Genomic DNA, 16625 nt, shown 5'->3' with positions numbered 1-16625 from the left:
GGTATAACCAATAATCTCGGCCCAGCGTTCGTTTAATACGGTATCACCCGTTTGAACATTCCACTGCCAAGTGCCGACTCTAGTGCCTTCCAGCACCGACCGATACATGAGTTCACTCGCGGCTAATTGTTCATGTGCTTGATTTTGTAACCTATCAATAATTTCTTGTTCAATACTTTTAGCAAAACCGTATGCGATGTTTCGTTCTTTATCAGTGAATTGGCGAGGTTTGCTATCAATAAAGCAAAGTGTGCCAATTTTTTCACCATTACACACTAAAGGCACACCGGCGTAAAATCGGATATATGGCGCAGATACAACTAATGGATTGTCTGCAAACCGTCTATCAAGCAGAGCATCAGCAACTTCAAAAATACTTTCGCCTAAAATAGTATGGCCACAAAATGAAATGTCTCTGCTTGTCTCACATGCATCTAAACCTTGTTTCGACTTAAACCATTGACGATTGGAGTCAACCAATGAAATAAGCACAATTTCAGTGCCTAAACAAAGTTGAGCTAAATGAGTCAAACGATCAAAACGTTCCTCTGGCCCCGTATCTAACAGCCCAGTATTATTTAGCGCGGTAAGTCTTTCTGTCTCGGAAATAGGGAATACAGGAGTTTGCATAAGTTACTCTTGATTATGGATTTCTTGAGAGATTAAGCTAGCTTGATAAATAGATTCTAACCTATCACCAAGACTCATAGCATCGAAGGGTTTTTCAATCACAGCAACTGCACCAACATCCAAATATTCTTGTTTTTCAGACTCCTGAATCCTCGCGGTCATAAAAACAACAGGAATGTTTAAACAATTTGGTTTTTTACGAATTTCATTCAGCGTTTGTATACCATCCATACCCGGCATCATGGCATCTAGTAATATTAAATCTGGGGTGAAAGCCTCTACTTGGCTAATGGCCTCTTGGCCGCCATCACAAGCCAACAAGGTAAATCCACATATATCAACAAGAGCCATTTCAACAATGATTCGTATCGACTCATCATCCTCAACGTGTAAAATTTTATCTAATTTCATGCCGACTCCAGTTTGATTGGTGTAAACCCCAAATATGCCAAATTTGAACTACTAATATTGCATTATAATTATTGTTGAAGCAAACTAAGCTATTGATTAACAATAAATCCTAACTTTTTATGTCGATAGGACATCCATTAGCACTCAATAATACAGTAAACCGCTGTTATCTTTCCTATAGTGTATTTAGAAAGTTATAGTGTATTTAGAAAGTTATCGTGGTCCGAGAGTCATTGATATGAAATCTACTAAAATTGCTGTTAATCAGCAGCCCCTTGATGAAATTGATAAACATAACCTTAATAAGGTTAGCTCAGAATCTGATAATAAGGATCTAGAAAATTTACTTAAGCCTTTTGGGGGTAATGAAAAGTTTTATCGGCGTTTACTAAAGGTTTTTGAAGCGAATCTGGATCAGCAACTGACTAATCTGGAACAGATGATATTGCAAAACAACACCAAGGAGTTGATGATTATTGTACATACCCTTAAAGGGACTTCAGGGACAGCTGGCTTAACATCAATCTATCAAACCTTATGTGCCTGGGAGATAAAACTAAAGGATGCAAATAGTACAAATGCATTTGAGATACTTTGTGTCGACCTGGTACCCCAGTTACGCTCAGTCACACAAGCTGAACTATCAAAAATCCATGCTTTATTAGCAGAAAAAGAAATTGAAGCACAACGCATAACTGTTGATTACTCAATCGCAGAGCTAACCGCTATGCTCGCAGAACTTAAGCAACACCTAGAAAATAACAATCTAGAAGCGGTGAATATCATCCTAATTCTGCAAAATATATTGGCTAATAATTTATTGGTTAAGCATGAATTAACAGTGCTATATGATGCTGTAGAAATGTTAGATTTCGACAATGCGCTTGTTGCATTATCTTCATTATCAAACAAGTTGTAATAGCCATTTAGCCGTTATCTGATATTAAAAGCGGATTTATCTTTGATGCCACTAAGCAAATAATAAACAAAAAATGTCATTCCACTAATATACCATCCTGCACAAAGGGTCCATTGCTTCTAAATAAGTGGCTTCTAAATAAGTTGCTGCCAAATAAACAGTGTGGCAACTTTTAGTCAGCCCACTATCACCGTATAATGTCCGCGAACTCTTTAAACGTTAGGTATTAATGAAAAACAACATAGAGATAGTCGACCTGCTGCGCGAGCGTATTCCTTCATTTAAATGCAAACCAGGTTGTCACGATTGCTGCGGCCCTGTCACTACATCATCGGCTGAAATGGCCCGTCTACCGGTAAAAACAGATGCCGAACATGAAGCAGCATTAAAAGAGTGGAACTGTGTGTACTTAGGCCCTAATGGCTGTGAAGTATATGAAGAACGTCCATTAATTTGCAGGTTATTTGGCACAACGCCGCGTATGCCTTGCCCTGAAGACCGCCGCCCAGATGAAATGATAGACACAAAAACTGAAGCTCAAATCCATCACTACATTGCCAACACGCGCCAAGTGTTAGTGTAGCCATAGAATTGCTATTAAATATAGCGGTGTAGAGTACTGAGGTACCTAGCTCGCCATTACAGATATTCGTTATCTCACTCGGTGAGTCAGATACAACTGCAACAAACAACATATGGCTAAACTAAGTAAAGGCATTTTCGCATTCACGAAAATGCCAACATAAGACTAAATAGTAGATGAACTAACAAACTCACCCTTCGCGACAGTACCATTTGTCACTTCAACATCTTGTAAATCTGCATGTAAAAAGAAAGGACTTTCTACATCATCAAGCGTATTTGTTACATCAGGATCATCGTTCTGTGCAACACAGGTGTAACCCAGACTATAATTACCCGCGACCACAAAACCAAATTCATAGCCCTGGCCTATCACTTGACCATTTTGATCTAAAATAGCGTTAACTCTTGCAGAAGCAATAGGCGCAACGTCTGGGGCAACCACTGCATCAATGTTAAAATCAGTCATATTTTCTAAGGCAGCAGTATCTTGATATAAATAAACCGCATGGCTAAATTCACTTCCGCCAGCAGCAACTTCACATTGAGTCATAACGTCGGCAGGAATACTTCCCTCAATCGCACCAACTTCAGAAATGTTATGTAACTGCACCGACGTAGGTTTTAAAGTCCAGTAATCTTTATTACCATGGGGGTCTTGTAATCCACTAGACAGATCAAATTCAGCAACAAAACTATTTGTGCCAGCTGCAATCGTAAATGTCTTATTAAAAAATAGTCGACCAGTATCGGTATCGGTAGCACCAACGCCACCACATGAACCATTACTGTTGGTCGTTAAACCAAATAAGTTATCGTCATTGGTTATGACATATGAACTGTCCGCATTCGGTGTTTCACTTCTTTGCATATAAATACACATTTGGTATTCACCAACAGGGATACTTTGCCCGCTCACAAGTGTGTCAACGGCTTGCCCTTGAAATTCAAGTAAATTTACTTGTTTCAAAGCACCATCATCTGACACATCAAATGAAATACTCCCCGAGTCATTTTTTAACACAACTTGTTTAAAAGCGATCGTAACGTCTTTGGCATCACTAGGGTTATCTGATACACCTAAACTAAATACGCCCATTTGAGGAGAGTCTGTTTTATCGTCACTACCCCCACAAGCTACTAGTAAAGTCGATATCGAGACGGCAAGTAACGTATTAAGCTTTTTCATAATAAACCTCATTAATGGTGCATTTTTTTACTGTTTTTTTTACAACTGTATAAAGTATTGATCACCTAACAACTCATGATCGGTTTTTATACAATCAATACTCAAGAACCTAGTAAGGACTCCTTGCAGTTATCGTGTTGTTCGCTCAGCATTACAATATAGCGCTGTATATAAATAGTGCTGTATATGAATAGCGCTGCAAATAAAAAGCTCTATAAACAATAAAGTGTATTGTCTGCATAGATCTAAGCATTAAAAAAACTTGCCTACATAGACAAAAAAATTAACAAACAATTAAACACCTATTTCACTCCAAAAAATATGATTTTAAATGATATTTAATCAATCTCACGTTCAACCCACTGTTCCATCTAGCCAGCTTGAGCAATCCGCGGTATTGTTACCCCAAATGAATGCACACGACGGATTTTGATTGTTTACCTATAATATCAACGGTAAAGCCAGCCGCTTTTTTACCTACGCAGATCTCATTAATTGTGGTGCAACTGCGCTCGAACATAATATTGAAAACCTGCCATTACAACCTGACACCTGGCGCGCCCTGAGTTTATTGGCTACCCAAATACTTGACCCAATCGTCGACCAATTTGGCCCATTGCGTCTAACTTATGGCTTTTGCTCGCCCGAACTTGTCAGAAAAATAGCTAAAAATCGTAACCCGCATATAGCACCAAAGCTCGATCAACATTGCTCACACGAGCTCAATCAAAATCAAAAAATCATCTGCGACCGCTTAGGTGCCGCCTGCGACTTCACCCTAGTGAGCAGCAACGATGACCAACCGATTGATATGCAGCAAGTTGCACTATGGATGTGTGAAAACCTGAAATTTGATCGTCTGTACTATTACGGTAAAAATCGACCGATACACATCAGCATTGGCCCGCAAATGAATCAGTTCATACAAACCATGAAAACCAATGCCGACACTGGCCATCGAGTCCCGTCTAAAAAAGGCCGTGATGAAACGGCAATCGCGGTGATAAAGCAGGTAGACTATTAATCTAGATTAATAGTCTTTAGACAAAATTAAATGCTTGAGACTGTTGTTGCTCATAAGATAGAATCAAGCCATGTAAATCATAAGGTTAGTTATGTCTACCATCGAATTCTACGACACTAATTCACAAGACTTTTTTGACTCAACTGTGAATGCTGACGTAAGTGAATTATACCAACCTTTTGTAACCGAATTACCCGCAAAAGCACGTGTTTTAGATGCGGGTTGTGGTTCTGGTCGTGACAGCAAAGCTTTCATTCATATGGACTATAAAGTCACCGCCATTGATGCCAGTGTTGAATTAGCCAAAGCTGCAACAACGTATTTAGGTCAAAAAGTACATGTTTGTACGTTTGAGCATATTGATACGCTTGAACAGCAATTTGACGGCATTTGGGCTTGTGCGTCATTGCTGCATGTTGATGCTTCGAATTTATCTAAAACCTTTACTAAATTAGCCGACACGCTAGTCGATAACGGTGTACTTTATTGCTCATTCAAATATGGCGACCAAGAACGCAATCATAATGGCCGATTTTTTACCGATGCCAACCAAGCACGATTAGAGCAATGGCTTAGCCAAACCCCTTTTGAGATTAAACGCACTTGGATAACAACTGATGTTCGTCCTGGCCGTGACAGTGAACAATGGCTCAACGCAATTTTAATCAAAAACACCAACTAGAGATGTAAAAATGAAGCTAGCAGAAGGACCTGTATTAACCAGCGGTGGTTTGGATGACCCCTTTTTACCAAAGCTAATGCAAGCCATTAACCGTGCCACCAGCATTGAAATATCAGTTTCGTTTATTCAACAATCTGGACTTAATTTAATATTTGATGCTTTATCCGATGCATTAGAACGCGATGTAAACATTTCAATTGTCACCTCAGACTATCTTTTTATTACCGATCCAGTCGCATTGCGCCACTTAATGATTTTGCAATCTCGCGGCGCAAAAACCAAGATATTTACCTGTAAAAGCAATCAAAGCTTTCATATGAAAACCTATATTTTCGTCCAACAACAAGCTGGACTAACAGATATTGGTAGCGCTTTTATTGGCTCAAATAACATCAGTAAAGCGGCATTCACACACGCATTTGAATGGTGCTTACGCCATGATTTATTGCCGAATCAAGATCCTAAAGAATTTACTTTTATCCGCGAACAATTTATGCAGATTTTTAATCATTCGCAGGCAATCGATCTCAGTGATGTATTTATCAACGACTACGCCCAAAAGCGTAAATTGTGTAAACCGCCTTTAGCTATCGTGCATGAAGTAGAGCCTGAAGAACCAGTGCCTAATTCTGCCCAAGTACAAGCATTAATTGCGTTAGCTGAAACACGTTTAGCCATGCAATCAAAAGGGCTAGTTGTATTAGCTACAGGCATGGGTAAAACATGGTTAGCTGCATTTGATGTACTGCAATTCAATGCAAAAAAAGTGCTATTTGTTGCTCATAGAGAAGAGATATTAACTCAAGCAGAACGGACATTTAGAACCTTATTACCTCAAAGTACAACGGGTCACTTTAATGCCAAAACGAAGGTCATTGATGCTGACATTGTATTTGCATCAATTCAAACATTAGGCAAACCAGAATACCTTAATAAACTTGATCAGACTCACTTCGACTACGTCATTGTTGATGAGTTTCATCATGCTGGCGCGGCGAGTTATCAATTATTATTGAACCACTTTACCCCGCAATTTTTACTCGGTTTAACCGCTACGCCAGAACGCACCGACCAAGCAGATATTTTATCTTTATGTGATAACAATTTAGTATTTGAACGAAACATAATTGACGGAATTGAGTCTGGCATTTTGGTGCCGTTTCAGTATCAAGGTGTCAATGATGAAACGGTTGATTACCGTGAGTTACCTTGGCGCAATGGAAAGTTTGATCCTAAAGCTCTTGAAAACCAATTTGCCACGGTCAAGCGAGCCAAACATGTGTTTGGTCATTGGCAAACACACAAACAACATCGCACCTTGGCTTTTTGTGTCTCTAAAGCCCATGCCGATTTTATGGCTAACTGGTTCTCTGCACATGGCATAAATGCGGTATCGGTTCACAGTGACTCTGAAGTCAGGCGTGGAGAAGCGCTTAGCCAATTAAACTCTGGTCAAATTGAGGTAATATTTTCAGTTGATTTATTTAATGAAGGGACTGATTTACCCTCAATAGACACGATCTTAATTTTACGGCCTACTGAGTCTAAAATTCTCTTTTTACAACAGTTAGGCCGTGGATTACGGACATCTCCTGAAACTCATAAAACCTTTGTCTCTGTTATTGATTTTATCGGTAATCACATCAGCTTTTTAAATCGTCCAATGGCGTTATTACAAACAACGAATGCCAAAGATACGTTGAAACAACTTAATGCTCCAACGTTACATCCTGATTGTGTTATCAATATTGATCCAGAACTCATCAATTTTTGGCAGCAATTAAAGCTCGATTACACAAAAGCCAATAGCCATTATCAACGTTTAAAAGATGAACTCGGCCATAGGCCAACGGCTACCGAGTTTTATCATAGTGGTTTTAATTGGAGCAAACTCACCAAGCAACATGATAGTTGGTTCGACTTGGTCATTGACCAAGAAAATGATGACCCACGACTACATGCGTTAACGCCCTATTTGCATTTTCTGAGTCGAGGCGTTGAAAAAGCCACTATGAGTAAATGCTTTAAAGCCATTTTACTTGAGGCTTTCATCGAACTAGACGGCTTAAGCACATCACCTAGTATTGACACGCTATGTGTCAAAAGTTGGCAGGTATTTAAACGTTATCCAAAATTGTGGACCCAAGATGTTAAAGCCGATTTGCAGCAAGCTACGGCTCAGTCTCCTCAGTGGCGTAAGTATTGGTTAGACAATCCAATTACGTTTTTATGTAAACAGGATAAGTCTGATATTCAATCTTGGTTTGTGGTTCAAAATGATTGTTTACACGCTAATGTTGATATTGCTGCTGAAGATATTGAAACCGTCACTCGTAGTATGAGTGAATTGAGCCAATTACTGTTGGCACGCTATAGCCAGCGCTTAAGCAAAGCTAAATTGAATACCGTAGAATCGACTAATAAGAGTCAGGATAATGTCGTTGCTATGACCAAAGATGCGCTAGCTTCATTTAACTTTTATCCGGATTTAAAAATTGCCTGTGGCCACTTTAAAACCGCAACAGATGACTACTTTGAAACTCGACAATTGAATGATAACTTTAGCAGATTAGATCCATCCATCTACTTTATCGCGCCAGCCAGTGGCAACTCTATGAATGGTGGTAAAAATCGAATTAGTGATGGTAATTTACTGTTATTAGAGAGAGTTACCCCCATCAATGCAGGTTCGATTACCGGACAAATTATGGCAATCGAAATCCAAGATGCAGCAGGAGACAATCAATATTTACTGCGAAAAGTGACCAAGTTGGCTGATGGCCAATATCAACTAAACGCCAATAATCTTGATTATCCACCCATGCCAGCCAATGAAACCATGAACACCTTTGCACGCTTAAAGCAGGTATTAGATGACTCTGATTTTGTGTAAATCATAAACATCTACCATTTAGCACTCTTCTAAAAAGTCACTCGCGAGTGGCTTTTTTATGCGTTTTTAATCGGCCTCTCTATTACGCTCTTCCTAATACGTTTTTTCCGCCAAACTGGCTTCAATTACTGTCCGCTAATACAAATTGATACACAAAATGATTACGGTTAAATTTAACACGTTGTTAATATAAATTATCAGTTTTAGCCTTTACCTCTCGCATACTTTCCACCTTATTAAACTGATAAATAATTGATTGTGCCTAGTACGATACAAAGTAAACAATGTCCGCGCCTAACAATAACAACACAGGATTTTAAAATAGTCATGCCTTTAAAAAACAACAATATTAATGCGATAAAACTCGCCCTTAGCCTAATTTTAGGCACCACTTTTATGACTCCAGCGATTGCCCAAGACACGCTGATTTTAGCCGATGCGTATATCGACGTAGCCAAAGGTAAAAGCATTAACGATGCTGCGATTATCGTATCAAACAATCAAATCATTAAGGTTACCACTGCGGCAAATATCACCAATAAAGCCGATTACAGTTTGATTGACCTTAAGGGTAAAACGCTGGTGCCGGGTGTGATGGATATGCACGTGCATTTATCCTTTGATGCCGAAGATAACTTTTTAGAGTCGATGAATTATTCAGTGCCAAGGCAAACGGTTAAAGCGGTTAAAAATGCTCAGAAAACCCTGCTAGCGGGTTTTACCACAGTGCGAGACTTAGGCGCATCGGGTTATTCCGTTATTGCCACTCGTGATGGAATAGATGCTGGCGATATTCCTGGGCCCCGTATTTGGGCTGTGGGCCATGCAATTGGGATCACTGGCGGGCATTGCGATGATAACTTCCCCGCACCAGAAGCTCATGCAAAAGCTCAAGGTGTTGCCGACGGCCCTTGGGAAGTGCGCACTAAAGTACGTGAAAACATAAAATACGGTGCCAATGCGATTAAAGTCTGTGCCACTGGTGGGGTATTTTCTAAAGGTACTCAAGTTGGTGCGCAGCAAATGACTTACAAAGAACTCAAATCTGCTGCAGATGAAGCGCATATGCGCGGCCTTGTTATCGCCGCCCATGCTCATGGTACCAGCGGCATTAAAGATGCAATACGCGCAGGTATCGATAGCATTGAACATTGTAGTTTTATGGACGATGAAGCCATTAAGATGGCAATAAAAGCAGGCACGTATTTGTCTTGCGACATTTACAACACTGAATACACCCTCGCCTATGGCGCGGCTAACGGCGTACCAGAAGCCAATATCAACAAAGAAAAGCAAGTGTCGCAAGCCCAGCGCGACAGCTTTAGAAAAGCCGTTAAGGCTGGCGCTAAAATGGTGTTTGGTTCCGATGCAGCTATTTATCCTCATGGCGATAACGGTAAGCAGTTCTCGCGCATGGTGACCTTTGGTATGACGCCTATTCAAGCGCTGCAGGCCGCAACAATTAACAGTGCAACCTTGATAAAACAAGATAATCTAGGCCAGATTAAAGCAGGATTTATGGCAGATATTATCGCTGTCGATGGTAATCCGCTGGATAACATTAGCTTGATGGAAAACGTCACCTTTGTGATGAAAGACGGTGTGGTATACAAACAGCTTTAGAGCATAAGCTAAAGGCTATCGCTATATAAAATGAGTTTTTAACATTAGAATCTAACATTAGTATCTAAAATGAGTTTCTAACATTAGTCTCTAAAATTGGTATCTTAAGGCTGCTATCAGCTTGAATATACTTAGCGGTCTAGTCCTGATGACTTATCGCAGAACGGAACTTGCAACAACATACCAAGGCCTGGCTTAATCGCTTGGCCTTTTTTTATTATTTTATAATCTAAGTGAGCTGATATGACTTGTAGGGATGTAATAACAAGACCTTGTTATGGATTGCTTTTTCACTCTAGGTTTTTATTGACTCAAGATGATTATTTGCCCAAAGGCTATTTCTGGTTCAAGGTTATTACTGGCTCAAGGCTGTTATTCGCCCAAAGGCTGTTACTAGCTCAAGGCTGTTATTCGGCTTAAGATGATCAATCGACCCAAGGCTGTTATTTGACTTATGCCTATTGTCGACTCAACGCTGCACCTTAAACTCTCGACTACTGTTATCCATTCTGCTTATCAAACGCCAACCCCAAAGGTTCAAAATATTCCATCATGGCTTGATATATTTCACGGCAGTGCTCTGCATCGGGATAAGCGCCATACTTAGCTAATGGCGAGTCGACAGTACTGTTAACCAGGTACGGATTGGATATATTGGCATAATCTTGTGAATACATTTCAATGCAAGATTCAAAGGCGCGCGCCATCATTTCGGTAGGTTTAGCAAAGTAATGGCAGCGTTGCTGTTTATCGAGTGCGATGGAGCGACGCACATAGTCATGTGGCTCTTGGCCGTTGGCACTCAGTAAGGTCACTTTAAATAAGCTAGAGAGTTTCTTATTCAACGGGTGAGCGATTATGGGTTTATCGGCCAGCCAATTGTCGCTGGCACAAGCAAATAAATTAGCACGACTTAAGTTAGCCCGAGTTGTATTGGTAGTTTGCTCTGATAATACAAGCGACGACAAATACGGGTCTAATATACTGTCGTCGATAAACATTTTGTCGGCAATATAGTGATCAAATGCATGCCAAAATTCATGAGCTAACGCCCCTGCTCCGGCATTTTTGGCTAATGCCAGTTCTCGGTAAGCTGGCGCATAATGAGCTTGCACTCCTTTTTGGCCGCCATGGCCAAAGGCAAAGCGTAAGCTACCGCGTAAACCAATCAACTCTGGCGGCACGGCTAAAATATTAGCTAAGTCGGCTAATGAGTCAAAAATAAGGTTAGCCGCAAGTGCAGATTCCTCACGGTTTACCCATTTTCCAACACGGATATGCTGCAAACCAAAAGTGTGTTTGATGTCGAGAAAACTGACCGAGTCGCCATTTCGATAGTCTGGCCCGATACGTTCAAAATGACGTTGATGATTTAATAACGAATGATGTGAAGCCAAACATACCTCTGTTGTCACCAAAGCGATGACCAAAAATGGTTACACAAAAACCAATGCTGAACGTAATGGTTAATTATGCCATGTTTAACACCATAAACCGCCTTATAAAAAGGCAATTAATCGTAAAAAGTGGCTATAGTTCAACCTCATGCCGCGCTCACGCCATAAGAATAATTATTCAGTATTATGCAAAAATAAAAGTATTACCTTCGGTAAATTTTTAACCTTTATTCACTTAAATGATTACGCATTCAAATAAAGGCTACAAAGGTTAATTAATAAGCGACCTATAAACACCGAGTTTATGTTACTGAGCCATTAAGTTGCCTATTACGATACTCATTAAGTGACCTATTACGTCCACCAGCACTTTATGGATCGTATAGAGTACGACTGTTCATTAATACTCTTCATAACGTCTCAACATTACTGGCCTTTATCACGTCTCTTCATTACTTCTATTTATTACGGCTTTTTTATTACTTCCTTCTTACGAGATGCGCTTAAAGCGTCAACAACCGTTTTGGGGCTGTTAAGTATCACTAATTGAATTCCTATTTGAGCCTGTTAGCAGTACGATGGTTTACGAATGATTTTTCATGGAGGATTTATGATTTATACCACGACTGAAACCATTCCTGGTCGGGACATTATCGCGATTGTCGGCGTTGTAACGGGTAATGTGGTTCAATCTAAACACATTGGCCGAGATATTATGGCCGGTTTTAAAAGCATTGTCGGTGGCGAAATTCGCGGTTATACCGAAATGCTAACTGATGCCAGAGACGTTGCAATTGCGCGTTTAGTTGCCAGTGCGGCTGAAAAAGGTGCCGATGCGATTGTGGGGATCCGCTTTACAACAAGTGCCATTATGGAAGGCGCGTCTGAAATAATGGCTTTTGGTACTGCGGTGAAATTAGCCCCGCGCTGATACATGCCTAAGACTAAAATAATATTGATTACGCTCGCTTAGCACTAATGCTTAACTACATGCTTAAACTTGTACTTATCCATTTAATTATCGATTTACTTAAATTAGTACTTAACCATTAATTAATCATTATTTAACAAGTGCTTAGATCGATATTTCAAGCTTAATTTGGCACGAGTTTAACGCCGAGATGTCTTTATAGAGCAAACATAACTAATAGGTGATTTTATGATTAAATATATTTCCTTAGCCGTTGCCATGTTGATAACGTCTACTCATGCCTTTGCGGTAGAAAGTCTTATTACTTTACAAAGTCATTACTCTGCCAAAGAGACGGCAGATAGGTTTGAGTCGATCATAAAAGACAAAGGTTTTACGGTTTTTGCCAGGATTGATCATCAAAAAAATGCCGCTGGAGTCAACTTAACATTGAGGCCAACTGAAGTGATCATTTTCGGTAATCCTAACATTGGCACCCAATTAATGCTGTGTAACCAACTTGTCGCGATTGACTTGCCACAAAAGGTATTGATTAGCGAGGATGCAGATAACAAGGTTTGGCTGTCGTATAACAATCCACAGTACATTAAACAGCGTCATAGCATTACAGGCTGCGATGAGGTGATTAATAAAATATCTGGCGCCCTCAATACATTAAGTAATGCTGCAACGGCTAAGTAGTTGTTGAGCAGCCACCAGCGTGTAATTGTAAATCGATTATCTGAGGAACAAGCAAAGCATAATTATGATTGCTCAGGCACGGTGTTTTATCGTAATACTGCCGATATGTTCGTATTACTATTACCTATTCAATAGTGGATAGGTAATCGATTCACCTTCACGACGATGCAGTAATAAAAAACTATTAATCAATGTTTTACATTAAATTTTAAATCGATGCTTTAAAAATTCATGTAACAGTAATACAACATAGACGCTAGATTGAGAGGTTTTAATGAATAGTGAAGTGGTGTTAATCACTGGCGCCAATAGAGGCATTGGTTTAGCGTTAACTGAGCAATATCTTATCAACGGTTGTAGCGTAATAGCGACCTGTAGAGACGACGCGACAACGACTGAGCTTATGTCGTTGAAGGCTCAGTTTGCCGACAAATTATTGATTGAATCAATGGATGTCACATGTCCTGAAACAATCCACCGCTTAGCAAATAATCTCTGTCAGCAGAATATTAGTCTCGATTTAATTATTAATAATGCGGGCTTTTTGGACCAAGCAAATCACAGCATTCATGCTATCGATTATGCTGACGCAGAAATGTGTTTTAAAGTGAATGCACTCGGGCCATTATTTTTAACCCATTGTTTATTGTCCCTATTGAATAAAAATCGTTTATGTAAAATAGCGATTATCTCGTCTTCTAAGGGATCGCTATTAAAAGCACAAGGTGTCGATTGGTATGGTTACCGAATGTCTAAAGCCGCAGCTAATATGCTCGCAGTCAATTTAGCGACTGAACTTGTTGATGATAATGTCGCGGTGGTCGCTATTCATCCTGGCTGGGTGCAGACCGATATGGGCGGCAGCTCTGCACGGCTAAAAGTAAACGATTCCGCGAATGGGATTATCAAAGTGATTAACCATTTATCGATTCATAATACCGGCCAGTTTTATGATGTTAACGGTGAGCAACTGCCGTTTTAATCAGCGCGTTAATTCGGACAGCAAACGACTAACCGTTATGTTGGTTACTGGTTTATACCTTGGGTTGCATTGGAGCTATATTTTCAGTACGCAAGATGGTTATTACGATGTGTTTTATTAAGCCAGTAGCCAACGAATTGACCGACTCATTATCAAATATTAGATAAAGTGTATTGAAGTATGTGCGTGGCTTGCCTTAAAAATTGAAATGGGTAAGATGTTGTTTTACTGTCTTTATCGTTGATATTATTTTGCTGTTTGAGTGTTAAGCCACATGGTTTGGCAACATCAATTAAGTCGACAGTTAACCAAATTGAAATTGACACAATTAAGATGTTTTTTATCTTTTCCCTGCCGCATAGCGGCTTATTTCAACAAACACTTTATGTTGATTTGCAACAGGCTGCATTGATACGAGTAATGCTTTTAGTGATTACGAGGTAAGGCAGAACCTAAGGTTACGTTGCGGCATAGCTTAAGTGGGCGTTATATTGATTGAGGTTGCTACAATGGAAACAAAGCCAATAATTTATGACAGATTTTCTTGTAATAAATGTGTTGATAAAAGCAGCCTTGATTTTGATTTCACCATGGCTTTTCAGCCAATTATTAACTGTAAAACCAATACCATATTTGGCTATGAGGCATTGGTTCGTGGTTTACATAATGAATCTGCTTTTTCGATTATTGCTCAAGTTAATGATGATAATCGTTACCTCTTTGATCAGCTTTGCCGCGTTAAAGCCATCGCACTGGCGGCTAAACTAAAGCTAGACTCAATGCTTAGCATTAACTTTCTTCCAAATGCCATTTATAAACCTGAGCGCTGTATTCGAACAACCTTAGAAGCCGCTAAAGAGTATGGTTTTCCGACCAACAGAATCATGTTTGAATTTACAGAAAATGAGAACATTAGCGATACAGAGTTTGTTAAAGGTATCGTTGAGTATTACAAGCAATCAGGTTTTATCACCGCATTAGACGATTTTGGTTCTGGTTATGCTGGTTTGGGGCTGTTGGCTGATTTTCAAACCAACATTATCAAATTTGATATGAATCTTATTCGTAATATCGACCAAGATAACACTCGACAAGCGATTATTAAAAACTGCTTAAACTTGTTTGCTGAACTTAATATTATCTCTTTGGCCGAAGGCGTAGAGACAATAGAAGAAATGCTATGGTTACGCGATTGCGGCATTGAGTTAATGCAGGGTTATTTATTTGCCAAACCTGGCTTTGAATCCCTACCACAAGTTGATTTTGATGAGATATACCGCAGCGAAAGTCAGATTAAGACTCCACCTACTCCGAGCTTAAATGACGGTGCGGGTATATAAGCTCAAGGTCGAGACTCATCATTACCTCAATGCAAATTATTATTTATGCCATTGAGTGTATTCCACACGAGTATGGCGCAAGTGTTCAAAGGCAATAGGGTTAGATGTTTCGTGCATAGGTTGAATGGCTTGTGGTATTTCTTACTTATCAGTCTGTGACATGACCGGCATCGAAATAGCAGTAAAGATTATCGCAACAATGGTTAATCTTATTTTATGCTGCTGCCCAATATTTATTGAGCCTAAATATTTCTACACTGCGTCATTAATGCTATAGGCGTAATACTCTTTGCAACAACAAAAACGCACTATCACCATGGTTTAATGATTAAAAAACAGTTAATACATCTGTGCCTTATCTAAACTTTAGACGATAAAGCGTACCTCTTTTTGCAAAAATCAGAGAGATCTCAGGCCGTTTTCAGCTGTATTTGAGGGGCAAATTGTCAACTTTCGGTTTGCTTTGCATGACAATATTTATTGTCACCATGATAGCCAGCAAATTATTTGTTAATTATTTTCAAAAAAACCTTGGAAGTTAATTTTCAAACCCCCATTCATAACGTTTAATTATCAAAAAGATAATATTTCATAATTTAATGTTTAATCATATTCGCGGTATATTGCTTCTATCGAACATCATTCATCATTAATACGCACACCTTATAGTGTAATTTATCCGGTTGTTTATTCGGTTGTTTATTCGGGAATGGGCACGTTCGCTGATGCGTTTAAAATATGTCGCTTAAAAAGAGATTTATGAAATTTTTACACACCATGTTGAGAGTCATTGACCTAGAGAAATCAATTGAGTTTTATACCCATGTGCTGGGTATGAAAGTGCTAGAAAGAACCGAAAACAAAGAGTATCGCTACACCCTAGTCTTTGTCGGTTATGGTACTCAAACCGACTGCACCACGATTGAATTAACCTATAACTGGGATACCAATGAGTATGACCGTGGCAATGCTTTTGGTCATATAGCGCTGGGTGTAGAGGATATTTATAGTGCCTGTAATGACATTAAAGCACGCGGTGGCAACGTCACCCGTGAACCAGGACCGGTAAAAGGTGGCTCAACCCACATCGCCTTTATCGTCGATCCTGATGGATACCAAATTGAGCTCATCCAAATTAGCAAGTAAAGAGGAATACAGAATGAACAATGCACTATTTCAACAAATACAACTCGGTAAACTTTCTTTAAAAAATCGTATTGTTATGCCGCCAATGACGCGCTCGCGCGCCACTCAGCCAGGTAATGTAGCCAACGATATGATGGCTGAATATTATGCTCAACGCGCATCAGCGGGCCTTATTGTGAGTGAAGGCACCCAGAT

At 39.6% G+C, this 16625-nt stretch carries 16 protein-coding genes; 12 read left to right on the top strand and 4 right to left on the bottom strand.

The genetic code is table 11. From position 1 onward, the window contains the following. Positions 1 to 630 (bottom strand): GAF domain-containing protein (locus H5202_RS09255; RefSeq protein WP_182771822.1); only part of this gene is annotated, 630 nt, incomplete at its 3' end. A gap of 3 nt (positions 631 to 633) precedes the next feature. Then, positions 634 to 1041: a response regulator gene (locus tag H5202_RS09250; protein ID WP_182771821.1), complete on the bottom strand. Its 408-nt coding sequence runs from the start codon at positions 1039 to 1041 to the stop codon at positions 634 to 636. Positions 1042 to 1279: 238 nt separating this feature from the next. Here H5202_RS09250 and H5202_RS09245 point away from each other — a divergent pair, with 238 nt between their 5' ends. Then, a complete protein-coding gene (locus H5202_RS09245) occupies positions 1280 to 1960 on the top strand; it encodes an Hpt domain-containing protein (protein WP_182771820.1) in 681 nt (226 codons plus the stop codon). Between the two features lie 229 nt (positions 1961 to 2189). Further along, positions 2190 to 2543, top strand: a complete 354-nt coding sequence (locus tag H5202_RS09240) for a YkgJ family cysteine cluster protein (protein WP_182771819.1) — start codon at positions 2190 to 2192, stop codon at positions 2541 to 2543. Positions 2544 to 2708: 165 nt separating this feature from the next. Here H5202_RS09240 and H5202_RS09235 read toward each other — a convergent pair whose 3' ends face one another. Further along, entirely contained in the window at positions 2709 to 3731 is a 1023-nt protein-coding gene (locus H5202_RS09235; RefSeq protein WP_182771818.1) for a DUF4382 domain-containing protein, read from the bottom strand. A gap of 433 nt (positions 3732 to 4164) precedes the next feature. Between H5202_RS09235 and H5202_RS09230 the strand changes: the two genes are divergently transcribed. The 4 genes from H5202_RS09230 to H5202_RS09215 all read left to right on the top strand — a co-directional run bounded on the left by H5202_RS09230 (position 4165) and on the right by H5202_RS09215 (position 9953). Then, positions 4165 to 4755 carry a hypothetical protein gene (locus H5202_RS09230; protein WP_182771817.1) on the top strand — a complete coding sequence of 197 codons (591 nt, stop codon included), beginning with the start codon at positions 4165 to 4167 and terminating at the stop codon, positions 4753 to 4755. Positions 4756 to 4846: 91 nt separating this feature from the next. Further along, positions 4847 to 5437 carry a class I SAM-dependent methyltransferase gene (locus tag H5202_RS09225; protein ID WP_182771816.1) on the top strand — a complete coding sequence of 197 codons (591 nt, stop codon included), beginning with the start codon at positions 4847 to 4849 and terminating at the stop codon, positions 5435 to 5437. A gap of 10 nt (positions 5438 to 5447) precedes the next feature. Beyond that, positions 5448 to 8330, top strand: coding sequence for a DEAD/DEAH box helicase family protein (locus H5202_RS09220; RefSeq protein ID WP_182771815.1), 2883 nt, complete (start codon positions 5448 to 5450; stop codon positions 8328 to 8330). Between the two features lie 327 nt (positions 8331 to 8657). Continuing rightward, entirely contained in the window at positions 8658 to 9953 is a 1296-nt protein-coding gene (locus H5202_RS09215; protein ID WP_182771814.1) for a Xaa-Pro dipeptidase, read from the top strand. Positions 9954 to 10453: 500 nt separating this feature from the next. Here the strand turns inward: H5202_RS09215 and H5202_RS09210 are convergent, their stop codons facing one another. Continuing rightward, positions 10454 to 11350, bottom strand: coding sequence for a CLCA_X family protein (locus H5202_RS09210; RefSeq protein ID WP_182771813.1), 897 nt, complete (start codon positions 11348 to 11350; stop codon positions 10454 to 10456). A gap of 610 nt (positions 11351 to 11960) precedes the next feature. On the opposite strand from H5202_RS09210, the gene H5202_RS09205 reads away from it, so the two are divergent. The 6 genes from H5202_RS09205 to H5202_RS09180 form a co-directional block, all read left to right on the top strand. After that, entirely contained in the window at positions 11961 to 12281 is a 321-nt protein-coding gene (locus H5202_RS09205; protein WP_182771812.1) for a heavy metal-binding domain-containing protein, read from the top strand. 228 nt (positions 12282 to 12509) lie between these two features. After that, complete coding sequence (locus H5202_RS09200) at positions 12510 to 12962, top strand: DUF302 domain-containing protein (RefSeq protein ID WP_182771811.1); 453 nt, start codon at positions 12510 to 12512, stop codon at positions 12960 to 12962. Between the two features lie 274 nt (positions 12963 to 13236). Continuing rightward, positions 13237 to 13944 (top strand): SDR family oxidoreductase, encoded by a 708-nt coding sequence (locus H5202_RS09195; protein WP_182771810.1) that lies wholly within the window; start codon positions 13237 to 13239, stop codon positions 13942 to 13944. A gap of 509 nt (positions 13945 to 14453) precedes the next feature. After that, positions 14454 to 15284: an EAL domain-containing protein gene (locus tag H5202_RS09190; RefSeq protein ID WP_182771809.1), complete on the top strand. Its 831-nt coding sequence runs from the start codon at positions 14454 to 14456 to the stop codon at positions 15282 to 15284. A gap of 759 nt (positions 15285 to 16043) precedes the next feature. Next, positions 16044 to 16430, top strand: a complete 387-nt coding sequence (gene gloA, locus H5202_RS09185) for a lactoylglutathione lyase (protein WP_182771808.1) — start codon at positions 16044 to 16046, stop codon at positions 16428 to 16430. Positions 16431 to 16443: 13 nt separating this feature from the next. Then, a partial coding sequence (locus H5202_RS09180) for an oxidoreductase (protein WP_443019392.1) occupies positions 16444 to 16625 on the top strand: 182 nt, incomplete at its 3' end.

Source organism: Shewanella sp. SG41-4 (assembly GCF_014164505.1).
Classification (GTDB): Bacteria; Pseudomonadota; Gammaproteobacteria; order Enterobacterales; family Shewanellaceae; genus Shewanella.
This window is presented reverse-complemented; position numbering and strand designations above follow the sequence as displayed.